The sequence below is a fragment of the Mesobacillus boroniphilus genome (genome assembly GCF_018424685.1).
GTDB lineage: Bacteria > Bacillota > Bacilli > Bacillales > Cytobacillaceae > Mesobacillus > Mesobacillus boroniphilus_A.
In genome coordinates, this window is the sequence record NZ_QTKX01000002.1 from 860,521 (window position 1) to 875,362 (window position 14,842).

Annotated in this window: 16 protein-coding genes and 1 riboswitch; of the genes, 14 read left to right on the forward strand and 2 right to left on the reverse strand. The window is 43.4% G+C overall.

The genetic code is table 11. The annotated features are described in order from the left end of the window. Positions 1-56 precede the first annotated feature (56 nt). Both hemY and DYI25_RS17080 read left to right on the forward strand, forming a co-directional pair. Positions 57-1,463 (forward strand): protoporphyrinogen oxidase, encoded by a 1,407-nt coding sequence (gene hemY, locus DYI25_RS17075; protein ID WP_213371052.1) that lies wholly within the window; start codon positions 57-59, stop codon positions 1,461-1,463. A gap of 134 nt (positions 1,464-1,597) precedes the next feature. Beyond that, positions 1,598-3,079 carry a PAS domain-containing sensor histidine kinase gene (locus DYI25_RS17080; protein ID WP_213371054.1) on the forward strand — a complete coding sequence of 494 codons (1,482 nt, stop codon included), beginning with the start codon at positions 1,598-1,600 and terminating at the stop codon, positions 3,077-3,079. A 38-nt stretch (positions 3,080-3,117) separates the two neighbouring features. Here DYI25_RS17080 and DYI25_RS17085 read toward each other — a convergent pair whose 3' ends face one another. Continuing rightward, on the reverse strand, positions 3,118-3,498 hold the full coding sequence (locus tag DYI25_RS17085) for an SET domain-containing protein (protein ID WP_213371056.1): 381 nt from the start codon (positions 3,496-3,498) through the stop codon (positions 3,118-3,120). Positions 3,499-3,925: 427 nt separating this feature from the next. Beyond that, positions 3,926-4,011: riboswitch (cyclic di-GMP riboswitch) on the forward strand. Between the two features lie 93 nt (positions 4,012-4,104). Here DYI25_RS17085 and DYI25_RS17090 point away from each other — a divergent pair. The 10 genes from DYI25_RS17090 to DYI25_RS17135 all read left to right on the forward strand — a co-directional run bounded on the left by DYI25_RS17090 (position 4,105) and on the right by DYI25_RS17135 (position 11,559). After that, positions 4,105-4,449: a DUF192 domain-containing protein gene (locus DYI25_RS17090; RefSeq protein ID WP_213371058.1), complete on the forward strand. Its 345-nt coding sequence runs from the start codon at positions 4,105-4,107 to the stop codon at positions 4,447-4,449. 16 nt (positions 4,450-4,465) lie between these two features. Further along, entirely contained in the window at positions 4,466-4,654 is a 189-nt protein-coding gene (locus DYI25_RS17095; RefSeq protein WP_213371060.1) for a Flp family type IVb pilin, read from the forward strand. 176 nt (positions 4,655-4,830) lie between these two features. Further along, a complete protein-coding gene (locus DYI25_RS17100) occupies positions 4,831-5,352 on the forward strand; it encodes an A24 family peptidase (protein WP_213371062.1) in 522 nt (173 codons plus the stop codon). After that, entirely contained in the window at positions 5,349-5,732 is a 384-nt protein-coding gene (locus DYI25_RS17105) for a TadE/TadG family type IV pilus assembly protein (RefSeq protein WP_213371064.1), read from the forward strand. Before DYI25_RS17100 ends, DYI25_RS17105 begins: the two co-directional genes overlap by 4 nt. A 9-nt stretch (positions 5,733-5,741) precedes the next feature. Further along, complete coding sequence (locus tag DYI25_RS17110; protein WP_213371066.1) at positions 5,742-6,653, forward strand: pilus assembly protein TadG-related protein; 912 nt, start codon at positions 5,742-5,744, stop codon at positions 6,651-6,653. Positions 6,654-6,663: 10 nt separating this feature from the next. Next, a complete protein-coding gene (gene cpaB, locus DYI25_RS17115) occupies positions 6,664-7,365 on the forward strand; it encodes a Flp pilus assembly protein CpaB (RefSeq protein WP_213371068.1) in 702 nt (233 codons plus the stop codon). 22 nt (positions 7,366-7,387) lie between these two features. Then, entirely contained in the window at positions 7,388-8,251 is an 864-nt protein-coding gene (locus tag DYI25_RS17120) for an AAA family ATPase (RefSeq protein ID WP_213371070.1), read from the forward strand. Continuing rightward, positions 8,251-9,681: a CpaF family protein gene (locus DYI25_RS17125; protein WP_213371072.1), complete on the forward strand. Its 1,431-nt coding sequence runs from the start codon at positions 8,251-8,253 to the stop codon at positions 9,679-9,681. Before DYI25_RS17120 ends, DYI25_RS17125 begins: the two co-directional genes overlap by 1 nt. Then, a complete protein-coding gene (locus DYI25_RS17130) occupies positions 9,678-10,637 on the forward strand; it encodes a type II secretion system F family protein (RefSeq protein WP_213371074.1) in 960 nt (319 codons plus the stop codon). The genes DYI25_RS17125 and DYI25_RS17130 overlap by 4 nt, the downstream gene beginning before the upstream one ends. Position 10,638: 1 nt before the next feature. Beyond that, on the forward strand, positions 10,639-11,559 hold the full coding sequence (locus DYI25_RS17135; protein ID WP_213371076.1) for a type II secretion system F family protein: 921 nt from the start codon (positions 10,639-10,641) through the stop codon (positions 11,557-11,559). Between the two features lie 30 nt (positions 11,560-11,589). Here DYI25_RS17135 and DYI25_RS17140 read toward each other — a convergent pair whose 3' ends face one another. Continuing rightward, positions 11,590-12,387: a hypothetical protein gene (locus DYI25_RS17140; RefSeq protein ID WP_249745488.1), complete on the reverse strand. Its 798-nt coding sequence runs from the start codon at positions 12,385-12,387 to the stop codon at positions 11,590-11,592. Positions 12,388-12,906: 519 nt separating this feature from the next. Here DYI25_RS17140 and DYI25_RS17145 point away from each other — a divergent pair. Continuing rightward, a complete protein-coding gene (locus tag DYI25_RS17145; RefSeq protein ID WP_213371079.1) occupies positions 12,907-14,013 on the forward strand; it encodes a glycosyltransferase family 4 protein in 1,107 nt (368 codons plus the stop codon). After that, complete coding sequence (locus DYI25_RS17150) at positions 14,010-14,777, forward strand: HipA family kinase (RefSeq protein ID WP_213371081.1); 768 nt, start codon at positions 14,010-14,012, stop codon at positions 14,775-14,777. The genes DYI25_RS17145 and DYI25_RS17150 overlap by 4 nt, the downstream gene beginning before the upstream one ends. Positions 14,778-14,842: the final 65 nt, after the last annotated feature.

Here is a 14,842-nt window from a genome sequence, read left to right on the forward strand (position 1 = left end):
CCTACTTAAATCAACTATAGGATAATCACTACATTACAAGGAAACAGGTGAGCGGAATGGATAAAAAGAAGGTCATTGTTGTTGGCGGCGGAATCACAGGACTGGCAACAGCATATTATCTCCAAAAAGAAGCAAGGGAAAAGCAACTAAACATCAAAGTGAAATTGATTGAGGCAAGTGACCGCCTTGGCGGCGTCATCAGCACTGAGAAGCGGGACGGCTTCGTCATTGAAAGAGGACCGGATTCTATCATAGCGAGAAAAAAGAGTGCTATCAGATTGATAGAAGAAGTTGGCCTCAAGGATAAAATCATCTCCAACACTGCCGGGAAGTCCTATATTTACGCCAGAGGCAAGCTTCACACAATGCCTGAAGGATCTTTCATGGGAATCCCGACAAGGGTGACTCCGTTTGCGTTATCGGGGTTATTTTCGCCGCTGGGAAAACTGCGTGCTGCGGGGGACTTTATTCTACCGAAAGGCGAACCGAAAGCAGACCAGTCACTTGGAGCCTTTTTCCGCCATCGGCTTGGTGATGAGGTAGTGGACAACCTGATTGATCCGTTATTGTCAGGTATATATGCAGGGGATATTGACGAGCTAAGCCTGATGGCCTTATTCCCGAATTTCTATGAAATCGAACAGAAGCATCGCAGTCTGGTTATCGGATTGAATAAATCGATGCCAAAGCCGCCGAAAACAGCTAAACAGCCTGGCTCCAAAAAGGGAATGTTCATCTCATTGTCAACGGGCCTTGAGGAGCTGATTTACCAGGTTGAAAGCCGTCTGGAAGAGGGGACGGTCATGAAAGGTACGGCTGTAAAAAAGGTAGTGAAGACAGGCGGGACCTTTCAAGTCCAGCTCGAAACTAGAGAAGTAGAAACAGCTGACAGTGTCGTCATCACTACTGATCATTTCCACGCACAGAGCATGCTGTCGGATTATGCATTCATGGAACCATTCAAAGATATGCCGTCCAATTCCGTCGCAAATGTGGCGATGGCATTCCCGAAATCGGCGATTGAAAAAGATATCGACGGAACAGGTTTTTTGGTTTCGAGAAGCAGCGATTTCAGGATAACCGCATGTACCTGGACGCACAAAAAATGGCCCGGCACATCTCCTGAAGATATGGCATTGCTCCGCTGCTATGTTGGCAAACCGGATGACCAAAAAGCAGTCGAACTGTCCGATGAGGAAATCGTCGACCTGGTATTAAGAGATTTGAACAAGACGATGAATATCACCGCAAAACCAATCTTCCATTTCGTGACGAGATGGAGAAAAGCGATGCCGCAATATACGGTTGGGCATCTTGAGAAGATCGCCTATGTTAAAAAACAGCTCAGTATTGAACTCCCTGGAGTCTTCCTTGCCGGAGGGTCATTCGAGGGTGTTGGCATCCCTGGCTGTATCGACCAGGCGGAGGCTGCAGTGGAAAAAGTAATCGTACATCTGACCTGATAATAATTCCTGCCGCTATCGTTAAGAGATAGCGGTTTTTACTTTTAATAGAGAGATAGCCAAATATACCTTTTTAAAAATCGAAATCTTCTGTAAAATGGACTTATAAGGATAAAAAGTTTGGAGAGATCTCTATGCGAAATAGTTTTCCGATATTTGGGACTGATGATGAAACAATCTATAATCCAGATGAACTGCTAAGTTTATTTTTGGATTGCACGGCTGATGGGTTTGCTATTGTCGATATGGAGAATCGATTTTTAAGGATCAACCATATGTACACGAAAATTTTCGGTTATACAGAAGAAGACTTAATTGGGAGAACATTTCATGAGTTTTCAAATCCCGATTTTGTGCCAGGAATTATAACTGAAGTCAAGAATGGTAAAACATATACCAATATGATAACGAAGCGGTTCCATAAAGATGGATCCATGCTCGATATTGCTGTCTCTTACTCTCCTTTCCGGAATAAGCATGGGAAAATCATAGCAATCATTGCGATTTACCGTGACATCACCAAAATAGTCAGCATGGAGCGTGAACTAGATAGAACCCGGGAATTGTACGAACTAATCACCGAAAATACGACCGATATGATCAAGGTGATTGATAAGAATAAAGTGATCCTGTATGCTTCTCCCTCACATGAAAAAGTAATAAGTCTGAAGACAGAGCAAATTATCGGCAAAAGCCTGAGTGAATTTTTGACGCCAGAGGAAGATGCCATCCTTGACAGAAAGCTGAAGGAAATTATCGAAACAGGTGAGCCGCAGATTTTACGGAAGAAGTTTACCACTTGCGACCTGAATTCTGTATACACAGAATACAATTTTTCGCCAATATACAATGAGAGAAAAGAGATAGAGTCCTTTGTCAGTGTCGGCAGGAATATTACGGACCGAGTCAAGAGTGAGGCAACAATTCGAAATTTGGACAGGCTGTCTGTTACCGGGCAGCTGGCAGCGGGGGTGGCTCATGAAATCCGCAATCCTCTGACTTCATTAAAGGGTTTTTCAAAATTATTGCAGACTTGCCTTGATAAAGAGAAGCAATCGGATTATCTGGCAATCATCATGAATGAACTTGACCGGATCGATATGATTGTCAACGAGTTTATGTCACTAGCAAAGCCGCAGGCCGTCCAGTATGTCAATGAGGACCTGAAGTCAATCCTGGACAGCACGATCAATATCATTAATCCGCAAGCATTGATGCACAATGTCCAAATCAACACAGCTTATCCAGAAGAGGACGTTAGACTATCGTGCAATCAGCATCAGCTAAAGCAAGTGTTTGTGAACTTTTTGAAAAATGCGATTGAATCCATGGCTGATGGAGGGGATATTTTCATAGAACTTCAAAAAAATGGCCCGAGAAAAGTGTTGGTCAGCATTTCGGATGAAGGAACAGGAATCGAATCAGACCGGCTTCGGTATCTCGGCACCCCATTTTACACTACGAAAGAAAAAGGCATCGGCCTTGGGCTGACAGTAAGCAATAAAATCATCCAGGAGCATAGTGGAACTATGAAGATTTCTAGCGAAAAAGGTCAAGGTACAACAGTGATTGTTGAATTGGATTGTTTCGAGACAGATGAAAACTTCTCAAAATAAAAAAATGCGGCTTCCTTAAAACGGGAGCCGCATTTTTGTTATTTCTCTTCATTGAACCAGAGTGGGTCGTTATTATCCACTTCACCATTGTAATTGATGACAATTTCTTCCCCAGCGCTTATGTCGCGATAGGCAAAGAAATCAAAAGTGTGATTGTCGAAATTGATATCATATGTTGCGTTAGGCTCATATGAGTGGTTGAATAACATCCCATAACCAAGGAGGATTGCAGAATGATTACTGCCATATTCGAAGGCATAATCAGCCAGCGCAGTCTTCTCGATGTGAACATGCTGGTCGTTTGGATAGGAAAGGACGGGAGCCTCATGGATTAGTTCGCCTTTTGCAATATCGCGAGTTGCGAATACCCCTCTGTTGAATTCTCCATCACTAATTTCAGAAGTCTTAATCTCAATCATTGTATCACCTGCTCGTTCCACTACTTTATTTATGTTTCATTCTATCAAGCATGACGGTAATAAAGAGTAAATGCAAGTTTTTAATATAAAACAAAAAAATTCTAAGCAAGAATCTCTAATATTTACCCTGCAAGACCTAAAAAGTTCATAAAAAACAATCTAATTTACCTATAAACATTAGTATGTCATGTGCCAAAGTAATTATTAATTTATTATGGTAAAAATTTCATTTTCTATTATTTTACATAAAAAATATGGCGTTAAAGGAAAAAGTGTGATTAATGGACTACTGACTAAGTATGTAGTTTTATAATCCTAGGACAATAGGTATAGTATAATTTTTTGAAAAATCAGGAAAAACGGTGGATTTTGTAGAACGATGTTTCAATTTATGATGTGTGTAAGAGATCAGTCGGATAAATACTGAACTCGACAAAGGCAAACCTGGTGAAAGCCAGCGACGCAAAGCTACAGGGGCTACGGCAATTCATGCTAGGCCAGCCAGCTACCGAAAGATCAGGGTGAATTACATGATGCGTGTATTCAGTGAACCCCCCTTTCGGTAAAGGCGGGGTTATTTTTGTACAGTCGGAGGTGAAAAGCGAAGTGAGGCTCGTGAACGAATCGAACGGCAAAGAGTTGGCAGCGAATGTAAAAATAGCAGATACCTTTTTCAGCAGATTCAAAGGTTTAATGCTGACAGATAGCTTGCCAGAAGGTCACGGTCTCTACATAAAGCCCTGCCCGTCCATCCATACCTTTTTTATGAACTATTCCATCGATGTTCTTTACATCAACGAGAACTATGAAATTGTAGGTGCGGACGAACAGCTAGAACCTGCAAAAATGGGAAAGCGCTACAAAGGTACGTATTCCGTCTTCGAGCTTCCAGAAGGCACGATCCGGAATACAGGAACGAAAGTCGGTCATTCAATCAAACTAATAAAATGAAAAGGGGTTTTAAACGATGATAGCAAAAATGAAAGCATTATTCACAGAAGAACAAGGACAAGGTATGACTGAGTACGGTTTGGTACTTGGAGTTATTGCGGTAGCGGTAGTTACTTTATTAGTATCTCTTCGCACACAAATCATAGCTATGTTTACTAATGTTGTTACTGCAGTAACAGGAGCTACTACAGGTACTACTCCATAATATGCATTGACGTACTTTCCATTTCATATCAAAGCACTCATTTATTCTTATCTACAGTTTGTGATGGAAGTTCGTTTAATTAATACAATCGCCAGTCAGAGGTACAGGCAGAAGGAGCCTCGCGTTGAGAAACGTGGGGCTTTTTTAAAACTCCTCAATGAAGATGAGGTGGAATAATGTGGTTTGATTTAATTTTAGTAGCTTTACTGGTTATTTGTGTAATAACCGATTTAAGAGAACGGAAGATTTATAACAAGGTATTGATTCCCTTTCTCGCGATTGGCCTGATCCTCAATATCGCAGTTGGAGGAATAGCAGGGCTTGGCCATGCCTTGGCCGGACTTGCTGTGGGATTTGCTATTTTGCTAATCCCCTATTTTCTTGGCGGAATGGGGGCTGGCGATGTGAAGCTGCTCGCTGTAATCGGTGGATTGAAAGGTACGGTCTTTGTTTTGACAGCTGCTGTTTATATGGCGCTGGCGGGAGGAATACTAGCGTTATTTGTCCTCTTTTTTCGGAAGGGTGCACTTAGCAGGATCAAACAGATAGGCAATTTTATAGGGGGATTGCGGAGCGGGGTGAAGATACCGCTAGCTTTAGATAAAGACTCTTTAAATGCAACGTATCCATATGGGGTAGCGATCGCCATCGGTGCACTTGCAGCGATTGTTTTCCCTTCTGGAGGAGGTTTGCTATGAAGAGGGATGAGCGTGGCCAGTCACTAGTTGAGACAGCCCTAATCCTTCCTGTCCTCATTATCATTTTGCTGGGTATCATTGATTTTGGAAGAATCATGTATTCATATGCCCATCTCCACATGGCAGCCCAGGAAACTGTCCGGATGGGCGGACTAGGGAAAAATGATACTGAAATTGTTACCTTCGCAAAAGATTATGTCACTCTTAACCCGATTGACCAGCTGAGAATTAACATTTCCCCGGGAGATGCAAGCCGTGATTCCGGTGATTACGTTACTGTCAAGCTTGAATATCCTTTTCAATTCTTTACTCCGTTTGTATCCAGTCTGTTTCCTTCTTCATTGTCAATTAAAGCGGAGTCTACGATCAGAGTCGAGTAGGAGGAAAAAATGATTAAAAGACTTTTATTTACTGATGAGTCTGGGAATACGATTATCCTTGCAGCCTTTTCTTTATTGGTCCTTTTAACCATAGCGGGTCTGGCCATTGATGGTGGCATGCTCTATATGACAAAGTCTGAGCTTCAGAAAACGGCCAATGCGGCTGTACTGTCAGGTGCTCAGGAGCTGACCAATAACGAGGCGAAGGTAGATGAAATAACAAGGAAGACTGTAGCTTCTCACAACAATGGGTCTGAGATAGAGAGTCTTTCAATCCAAATGAAGAAAAAGGTCGCTATTGATCTGGCAAAGACGGTTCCACTGGCATTTTCAAAACTGTTAGGAGTTGAATCTGTAAGAGTAAAGGCGCATTCAGCAGCTGAGCTTAGGACAATGGGCAGAGCTGTTGGTGTAGCTCCCTTGGGAATTGATGACAGTATCCCGTTGGAGTTCAATAAAGAATACAAGCTAAAGGTCGACACCGGTGGAGTGGAGTATGGAAATTTTGGTGTCCTTGCGCTGGGTGACACAGGTGCCAGGACATATGAGGAAAACCTGCGAAATGGCTACCAGGAGGAACTATCTGCAGGGGATATAGTGATCACTCAGACAGGGAATATCGCTGGTAAAACAAGAGAAGTAGTAAAAGAAAAGGTAAATAGCTGTCCGGAATTGCCACGGGATATTCACTCCAGGGATTGCTCGCGGATTATACTGGTTCCTACTTATTCACCAAACAAAATAGATGTTAATCAAGTAAAAGAAGTAAGAATTACAGGCTTTGCTTATTTTTATATTACGGAACCAATGGACATGCTGGACACGTCTATAACAGGAATGTTCATCCAAAGGCCAGGGACTGGTTTTGAAAGTGAAGCAGCCGCCTCCAATGGCGCATACAGCATTCGAATAACGGAGTAGGTGATCAAATATGCGGTCAAAGCTAGTTTTGGTCCTCGCATTAGTAATGGGAATTGTAACGACATTTTTATTCTTTCAATATATGAATCAAGTAAATGCGGAAAAGGCAATGAATAGCAACTTGGTTGAAATTGTTGTTGCCAAAGAAAAAATCATGAAAAATGAGCAAATCACTTCCAATAAACTAGAAACTGCCATGGTTCCTGAAAAGGCATTGCACGCCAACTCCATTAAAAGCTTTGGGGAGGTTGAAGGGAAGCTGGCGAACGCTGAGATTGAACAAGGTGAGCCAATCCTTTCCCATCGACTGGGAACTCAGACTACAGAACATATCTATGTTTCTAGAAAAGTCAGGGATGGCTACCGTGCTGTTTCTGTCGGGGTTAACTTAAACCAATCAACTGCGAACCTGATTGAACCTGAAGATGAAGTCGACATTATGTTCTCAAAAAAGCTTCCAGGTCAGGAAGGAAATGTTGAGTCTAAAATTATCTTGGAAAAAGCAAGGGTTTTGGCGGTTGGACGGAAAATGGTCCTGCCTGAGGATACGCAGGAGCCATATGCTGAATATACGTCAGTTACGGTAGAACTTAAGCCAGCGGATGCTTTAAAGCTTGTCAATTCTGCTGAACAAGGCAATATCCATTTCATGCTGCATAAGCGGCCAGTCATAACGGAAAAAGCAGCAGCGGGCGACAGCGATCAAGATTGAATAAGATGGAGGGTGACCAATCATGGATAACACTGATGAACTGCAAATACATGAAAAGAAGCCGGCTAAGATGAAACGTGGCGAGCTTATTGCCGTTTGCAGTGCAAAAGGCGGGATTGGTCGCACGGTCCTGACAGTCAATCTGGCTGGAGCTTTGGTGAAGAAAAATATTTCCGTCGCGATTCTGGACGGAGATTTTCAATTTGGGGATATCGGACTCGCCATGGACTTGAAGTCAGCTTTTACCATCAAAGAAGTCATTGAAGGGTTGAGTACTCTTGATGAGCACTCTCTGGCTGGCTATATGTCAAGACATGAAAGTGGCGTGAAGGTGATGGCGGCTCCGGATCGCCCTGAGTATGCCGATCTTGTCACGAAAGATGCGGTGGATAAAATTCTCGACCTCATGCTGTTGAATTATGACTATGTTGTAGTTGATACTTCTGTCGGCTTAAATGAACACACTGTGCATATCGCAGAAAGGGCAGACCAGATCATGGTGATGGCGAACCTCGAGATGTCAGCACTTAAGAATACCAAACTGCTCATTGAGACCTTTGACATTCTTGAGCTTCGCAATAAAGTAACGCTCGTTGTGAATCGGGCAAATATGGAGAGTGTAATCAAGGCAGAGGATGCTGCAAGGATACTTGGCTACGATGATCCTGTATATATCCCAAATGATTTTCAAACATGCTCACAGTCACTTAATATTGGGATTCCTTTTGTAATGAATCAGGGCAAGACTGATGTGGCAAAAGCGGTCTTTAAAATGGCTGAACGAATAACCAGCCGGCGTGAGATTACCTTATTCAAAGAACCAAAGGGACCTTCTTTCCTATCAAAACTAATAGGAAGAAAACGCATGAAGGGAGGAACACCTTAATGAGCCTTCTGAATCGGATACAGGAAAGGACGCAACAAGCAGATGAAACTGATGGCCAGCAGGATGAGTTGCGGTCTCATCCTCCCGTACAGCCGAAGGTAGACATCAGGTCAGTCTTCAGAGAACCTCACACGAAAGAAACTGTCCATCCAGAAGCCAAAAGAAAACAGGATAAGCATCAGGAGCTTAAAAACCTGATACATAAGAGAATTCTTCAGGAATATAAAGATTCACCGGTAGAGGATATCATTCCTCAGCTTGAAGTCATGGCTATTGAAATCATGAAAGAGGATGAGCAATTCCGGGGCAGCATTGACCGTAAGAAGGTAGTGGATGAACTGAGGAATGACCTTACCGGGTTTGGACCAATCAATCCGCTGCTTATGGATGAAGATGTCAGTGAAGTAATGGTAAATGGCCCCTCAAAGGTCTACTGTGAACGGAAAGGGAAAATTGAATTGACTTCGATTATGTTCAGGGATGACGAGCATGTTATGAGCATCATTGAAAAAATTGTCGCCCCGATTGGCCGGAGAATCGATGAAAGTTCCCCAATGGTCGATGCGCGACTTCCAGACGGTTCTCGTGTCAACGCGATCATCCCGCCCCTGGCGTTGAATGGACCAACAGTAACGATCCGTAAATTCTCAAAAGATCCCTTTCAAATTGATGACTTGGTCAACTTTGGCACACTCAGCCAGGAAATGGCGATCTTTCTTGAGGCATGTGTAAAAGCAAGGTTGAATATATTCGTCTCTGGAGGAACAGGCTCTGGTAAAACGACAACATTGAATGTACTATCCAATTTCATTCCACATGATGAACGAATCGTTACCATTGAAGATGCTGCTGAGCTTCAGCTCGGCCAGGACCACGTCGTATCACTTGAATCAAGGCCTCCAAATATCGAAGGGAAGGGTGCAATCACGATCAGGGATCTTGTGCGTAACTCGCTTCGGATGAGGCCTGACCGTGTTGTCATCGGGGAGGTCCGTGGCGCTGAAGCACTGGATATGCTTCAGGCGATGAACACAGGTCACGATGGTTCTCTTGCGACTGGACACTCGAATAGCGCCAGGGATATGATTGCCCGCCTTGAAACGATGGTATTGCTTGCCGGTGTCGAACTTCCAGTAAAAGCGATCCGCGAACAGATTGCCGGGGCACTTGATGTTATCATCCAACAATCCCGATTGAAGGATGGCTCGAGAAAAATCACCAGTATAACCGAGGTTCAGGGAATGGAAGGCGATGTCATTGTCCTCCAGGATATTTTTGCGTATAAGCAGCAGGGCGTGCATGAGGATGGTAAAATCATCGGACGTCTCATTCCTACTGGGGTCCGCCCTAAATTTTATGAACGTCTTGAAGCATCAGGGATTCATATTCCGGCGAATGTCTTCATTGAAGGTGAGGAGTGGGCAGAATGATTTATGGCCTTTCCGCATTGTTCATGTTGACTGTATTTCTATTGTCATATTCTATTTTCCAAAGAATTTTTCTTTCTGACAAGCGTCTGGAGAAGCGGATTGAAAAATATCTGGCCAGTTCCGGGACGAAGCTTGACCGGAAGCAATATAATTTGATGGTTTACTATCAAATGACAAAACAAAAGGTCAGGAAGACCATGCTGACCAAGGAAAAAAATACAAAGCTCGAGACGATGCTAAGGCGGTCCGGACTTCCGTTGAAGCCGGAAGAGTTCATTTTATTCAAGTGGCTGTCTGCTGGATTGACAGGCTTACTTCTCATGCTGGTGAGCGGAAATGTCCTTTTAATGATACCAGGATTCTTTTTAGGATTAATGCTGCCTGGGTGGTATGTCAAAAAGAAAATCAAACAAAGAGTCGTGAAATTCAACGATGGACTTCCTGATATGATTTCTACTATTGTCGGGTCCTTAAGGGCTGGGTTCAGTTTTCAACAAGCTTTGAAAACCGTCATTGAGGAAGCGGGTTCTCCAATCAAGGAAGAGATGGGTAGCGTCATTAAGGAAATGCAATATGGTGCCAGCCTTGAAGACTCTTTGAATGAGCTGAAGCAGCGCATGCCAAGCGAGGATTTGGATTTAATGATCCAAGCAATTTTAATCCAGCGCCAGGTTGGCGGAAACCTTGCCACAGTCCTTGATAAAATTGTCCAGACGATCCGGGAGCGGACGAAAATTCACCGGCAAATATCTTCTTTGACCGCTCAGGGAAGATTATCAGGGGTTGTAATTGGGCTTTTGCCCATTATACTCGCATTTGTCCTTTATTTAATTGAGCCGGAATATATAGGTACATTGTTCATCCATCCGGTGGGGATCGCCTTAGTCGGGGCAGGGGTGGTTTCTGGTACAATCGGATTTGTCCTCATCCGCAAAATTACGTCTGTAGAGGTGTAGGATGCTATACTTTACATTTTTCTTAACTATTTCTTTTACAATTTATGGCTTCTATTTATTGAGGGCAGAAAAAGCTTCGCATTTAAAAAAGCGAATGTCTGCCTTTGTTGGGGGAATCAAAGAGGAAGCAGCTACACAGGATGAAAAGACATTTAATGCACCATTGTATGACCGGATCGGAAAACCGTTGCTGAACGATTTCAAAAGAAGTTTTAAAAAAAGAATGCCTGGGGAAAAGGAAGCCAAAATCGAAACGAAGCTACAGTTGGCTGGAAGTCCTTTTGGAATGACTCCGGTTGATTTCAGGTTGCTGCAAATATCGCTTGCTTTGGTGTTCCCTATTTTGGCTGGTGTCTATGGTGCCATTCTAAATGCAGGTTATGCAGGCGTTTTTATGTTTTTCTTGGTCGGACTGGCAGCTGGGAGCGTCTTACCCCACTATTATTTAAGCATGAAAAAGAAGGCTAGAAATAAAAGTGCCTTAAAGGAACTTCCGGATATCCTCGACCTACTGACAGTCAGTCTTGAAGCTGGACTTGGATTTGATTCCGCAGTCAGCAAGGTCGTTTCCAAAAAAGACGGGGTACTGTCAGCTGAATTCCATCGCAGTCTCGAGGAACTTAGACTTGGCCGAACGAGGAGAGAAGCGCTTACGGGAATTAAAAACCGGATAGAAGTCGAGGAAGTACGAGCTTTCATCAGCAGCATCCTGCAGGCTGAAAAGCTTGGAATTGGGATGGTGCAGGTGCTGAGAGTCCAGTCGAATGAGGTTCGAGACCGCCGGAGGCAGCGCGCTGAGGAAGAAGCTATGAAGGCTCCGGTGAAAATGCTGTTTCCTCTTGTCCTGTTTATCTTTCCAACCATATTCATCGTCTTGCTTGGCCCGGCTTTAATTCAATTCCTTCAAACCTTTTCGAAATAAAATGGACTGGCTGATGCCAGTCCATTTTTCTTATTTCTTGACGATTTTTGAAGGATTATTGATCTTGTATGCAACCGAAACGTCCAGAAGCAAGGCTTCATCTTCCACGTCCTTGCCTTTAGGGAGGCTCTTTTTAACAATCTTGCCATCAAATTCAAGCTGCTGTCCAGGCTCCAGTTCGTGCTTTTTCAGCGTTTTGCTGTGTGAGCCCCATGCCAGGCCAACCTCGATTGGTTCTTCCTGTTCGATTCGTACGTTTTCGAATACAACTACTTCGTCATTATCCTCATTGAAATGGTTCCAGCTAAGTGCAAATTGCTTCACCGTCGCTGTAAAATGAACCTTTTCCTCGGGGAGCACCAATTTAGGTGCTTTCTCTTTTTTCGGTTTTTTTGCTGGTTTTGCAGCTTTGGTTTCTGCTGCCGGTGCAGCTGTATCTGCTTTCGGCTTTTCCGCAGCAGCTATTTCTTTATCGGATGCCTCGGCCCCTTCCACTTCACCAGATGCCTGGGCAATGATTTCCTTTCCGAAGCTCGAAGACTGCATTTCCTTCAGGTAAGCAGGATGGATGCATGACAGGTTCCCATCCTCGAATTCAATAACCAGCGTATTGTATTCAGCGGTTTCACCGAACACCTCATAACCTTTTATGCTAACAAGACAGTGCTGATATCTGTCTTTATACCAGAATTCCTTCTTTGTGCTCAATCCCCATTCCTTCACCTTTTCGAGATAATGAGCGTCATCTTCAAATAGCTCATACATACCTTTCGGCGGGATATATTGAGTTAAATGGTTTTGATTTGAGCCTGCAACTGAATTCGCCATCTGCCCACTTCCTTTCATATCTATTTTACATTTACACCATGCAGAAAAAAAGCGCAAGCCATTGGTGCAAGACCGGACAGAAAAGGAGGGAGAAGTTCAATTATTGTCCGTCATCAAGGCCATGACGGACAGAAAAGGAGGGAAGAGCGTGATTATTGTCCGTCATCAAGGCCATGACGGACAGAAAAGGAGGGAAGAGCGTGATTATTGTCCGTCATCAAGGCCATGACGGACAGAAAAGGAGGGAAGAGCGCGATTATTGTCCGTCATCAAGGCTATGACGGACAGAAAACGAGGGAAGAGCCCAATTATCGTCCGTCATCCATCGCCGTCTATCTCTCTACCTGCACACATTTTCCTTTCACTAGATTCATGCCCTTACGTTTTTGGCCAACCTTGAATTTATTAAATAAGAAGTGGCACTAAAAGAAAGCAAGGAGGAACATTGTGGATACGAAGTATTTGAAAAAATGCATGAAGGAAATCAATGTGACGAATCTATAGTGAGGAGAAACCAATATGAAAGTACTAGTAATCTGGCATCTGCTTTCAGTTGGCGGTGTAAATGCCGGGTGGCGGAATCGTTCAATTTACTTTAAAAAACATGGAATTGATACTGAGTTTCTATATACGACCGATCTTGGCGGGCTTCACATCATGGAAGATGTCGCTCCTGTCTATTTAACTAAAGATGAAAACGAAATTATAGGCATTATACAGTCCAATGATTATGATGCAATCATCGTCATCGATACGAAAGATGCCTATACGTGGATCCGTAAAGCAGGATTTGCCGGGCCAGTAATCATAGAAGCCCATACTCCGGAGATTATCAAGCTCCAGCCCCATTTGAAATCCCTCAAGGCAATAAAACCTATAACCATCGTAGTCCCATCCAATTACCAGAAACGTGTTGTCTCCATTTTAACGGAAAGCAAACCGGTTGAGGTCATTTATAACGGTGTGGATCAATCCTTTTTCAGTCCCCTGCTGGAAAGGGAAATCGACTATTCCAGTGAACCTATTTTGGACACAGAGAAAAAAATTATTGGCTGGATTGGTTGTTTGGACGAACGGAAAAACTGGCAGATGCTTCTGAAGGTAGCGAAAAGGATCAAAAAAGAACGGAAGGATATTGAGTTTTGGGTAATTGGCGGTGCGCAAAGTGTCCAGCGTGCAGAGTTCGCGGCGAAATGGCAGGAGGAAAGCCTATCTGACATCGTAAAATGGCACCCTATCATTCCTTATCACCAAATGCCAAACGTCTATGCAAAAATACGTAAATCCGGGGGGTGCACGCTGGCAACGACAAAGTCCGAATCCTTTGGCAATACTTTTATCGAATCGATGGCTTGCGGTGTTCCAGTAGTTGCTCCTAACATGATGCCAGTTACTGAGCTAGTTCTTAAGGAGAAGACAGGGATGTTATATTACGGCCAAAAGGTTGATGATGCCGTAAAAAAGCTTTATTCCATCATTGACGCTCCTGAATTGCAGCAGCAAATGTCCAGGGCGGCCATCCAGCATGTCAAGCAGCATTTTGCCATTGAAGTAGTAGCGGATCAATATCTCGATCTATTATATGAAATTATTTACAGAGATCGGTTAAGAGGAGACCAGTCATGATGAAACCCGTAGCTTACCGTAGGAAACTCGATGGAAAATCAAATGCGCATCTGATTACTTTTGATGATGGCAGAGACTATGTGGTGAAGTTCCTTCAGGCTGGATTTGAAAAAACTTTGCCAAATGAATGGGTTGCCTATTGTCTGGCGAGATACCTGGGTTTGCCAGTGCCATGTGCCTGCCTGGTTGAAATGCCCGAAGAATTTACCGGGAAAATTCCTGAGCTTGCTCAGTTTATCCCTACTCGGCATCAATTTGCCTCTTTGTATGTGCCGAATTATCTTGACGGGCATCATGTATCGAATGTTAGCGGAATTGTGAATTCAGAAACGCTTGCTGGCATCATCCTTTTCGATTATTGGCTATGCAACAGAGGTCGGACACGAAAAAATATTCTTTTGCAAGAAGTGGCAAATGAAATCTATCATTTATGGATCATTGACCATGCCGAGATTCTCGGTTCGTATAATTGGGAGATTTCCAGCCTTGAAAATTTGCCAATTGGATTGAGGAAAAGTGCTGCACAACAAATGATGGCAACACATATCGAGAATGAGGATGCCTTCGCAGAGCCGCTTGAACTGATTCAGACCATACCGATTTTTTTAATAGAAGAAATTGTCTCAACTATTCCTGATGATTGGATGGTTACCAGGGAAGAAAGAAAAGCGATGGTCACAGCACTGTTGAAGCGGAGGAGGAAAGTACTTCCTAAATTGCTGCCTCGTTTTATAAGAAAAGTATATTTACCTCTGCATAGATGACTCATTGCCCCTAGCAGGAGTTCTTTCTTTTAGGCAGGAATCTATTATCGTACACCGGTTCATAG

What these genes read in the sequence shown, in the direction of transcription:
- DYI25_RS17085 (WP_213371056.1), bottom strand. Translation starts at nt 3,498, where the DNA reads ATGATTGAGATTAAGACTTCTGAAATTAGTGATGGAGAATTCAACAGA.
- DYI25_RS17095 (WP_213371060.1), top strand. Translation starts at nt 4,466, where the DNA reads ATGATAGCAAAAATGAAAGCATTATTCACAGAAGAACAAGGACAAGGT.
- DYI25_RS17110 (WP_213371066.1), top strand. Translation starts at nt 5,742, where the DNA reads ATGATTAAAAGACTTTTATTTACTGATGAGTCTGGGAATACGATTATC.
- DYI25_RS17125 (WP_213371072.1), top strand. Translation starts at nt 8,251, where the DNA reads ATGAGCCTTCTGAATCGGATACAGGAAAGGACGCAACAAGCAGATGAA.
- DYI25_RS17150 (WP_213371081.1), top strand. Translation starts at nt 14,010, where the DNA reads ATGATGAAACCCGTAGCTTACCGTAGGAAACTCGATGGAAAATCAAAT.
- DYI25_RS17135 (WP_213371076.1), top strand. Translation starts at nt 10,639, where the DNA reads ATGCTATACTTTACATTTTTCTTAACTATTTCTTTTACAATTTATGGC.
- DYI25_RS17140 (WP_249745488.1), bottom strand. Translation starts at nt 12,387, where the DNA reads ATGGCGAATTCAGTTGCAGGCTCAAATCAAAACCATTTAACTCAATAT.
- DYI25_RS17100 (WP_213371062.1), top strand. Translation starts at nt 4,831, where the DNA reads ATGTGGTTTGATTTAATTTTAGTAGCTTTACTGGTTATTTGTGTAATA.
- cpaB (WP_213371068.1), top strand. Translation starts at nt 6,664, where the DNA reads ATGCGGTCAAAGCTAGTTTTGGTCCTCGCATTAGTAATGGGAATTGTA.
- hemY (WP_213371052.1), top strand. Translation starts at nt 57, where the DNA reads ATGGATAAAAAGAAGGTCATTGTTGTTGGCGGCGGAATCACAGGACTG.
- DYI25_RS17105 (WP_213371064.1), top strand. Translation starts at nt 5,349, where the DNA reads ATGAAGAGGGATGAGCGTGGCCAGTCACTAGTTGAGACAGCCCTAATC.
- DYI25_RS17120 (WP_213371070.1), top strand. Translation starts at nt 7,388, where the DNA reads ATGGATAACACTGATGAACTGCAAATACATGAAAAGAAGCCGGCTAAG.
- DYI25_RS17145 (WP_213371079.1), top strand. Translation starts at nt 12,907, where the DNA reads ATGAAAGTACTAGTAATCTGGCATCTGCTTTCAGTTGGCGGTGTAAAT.
- DYI25_RS17080 (WP_213371054.1), top strand. Translation starts at nt 1,598, where the DNA reads ATGCGAAATAGTTTTCCGATATTTGGGACTGATGATGAAACAATCTAT.
- DYI25_RS17130 (WP_213371074.1), top strand. Translation starts at nt 9,678, where the DNA reads ATGATTTATGGCCTTTCCGCATTGTTCATGTTGACTGTATTTCTATTG.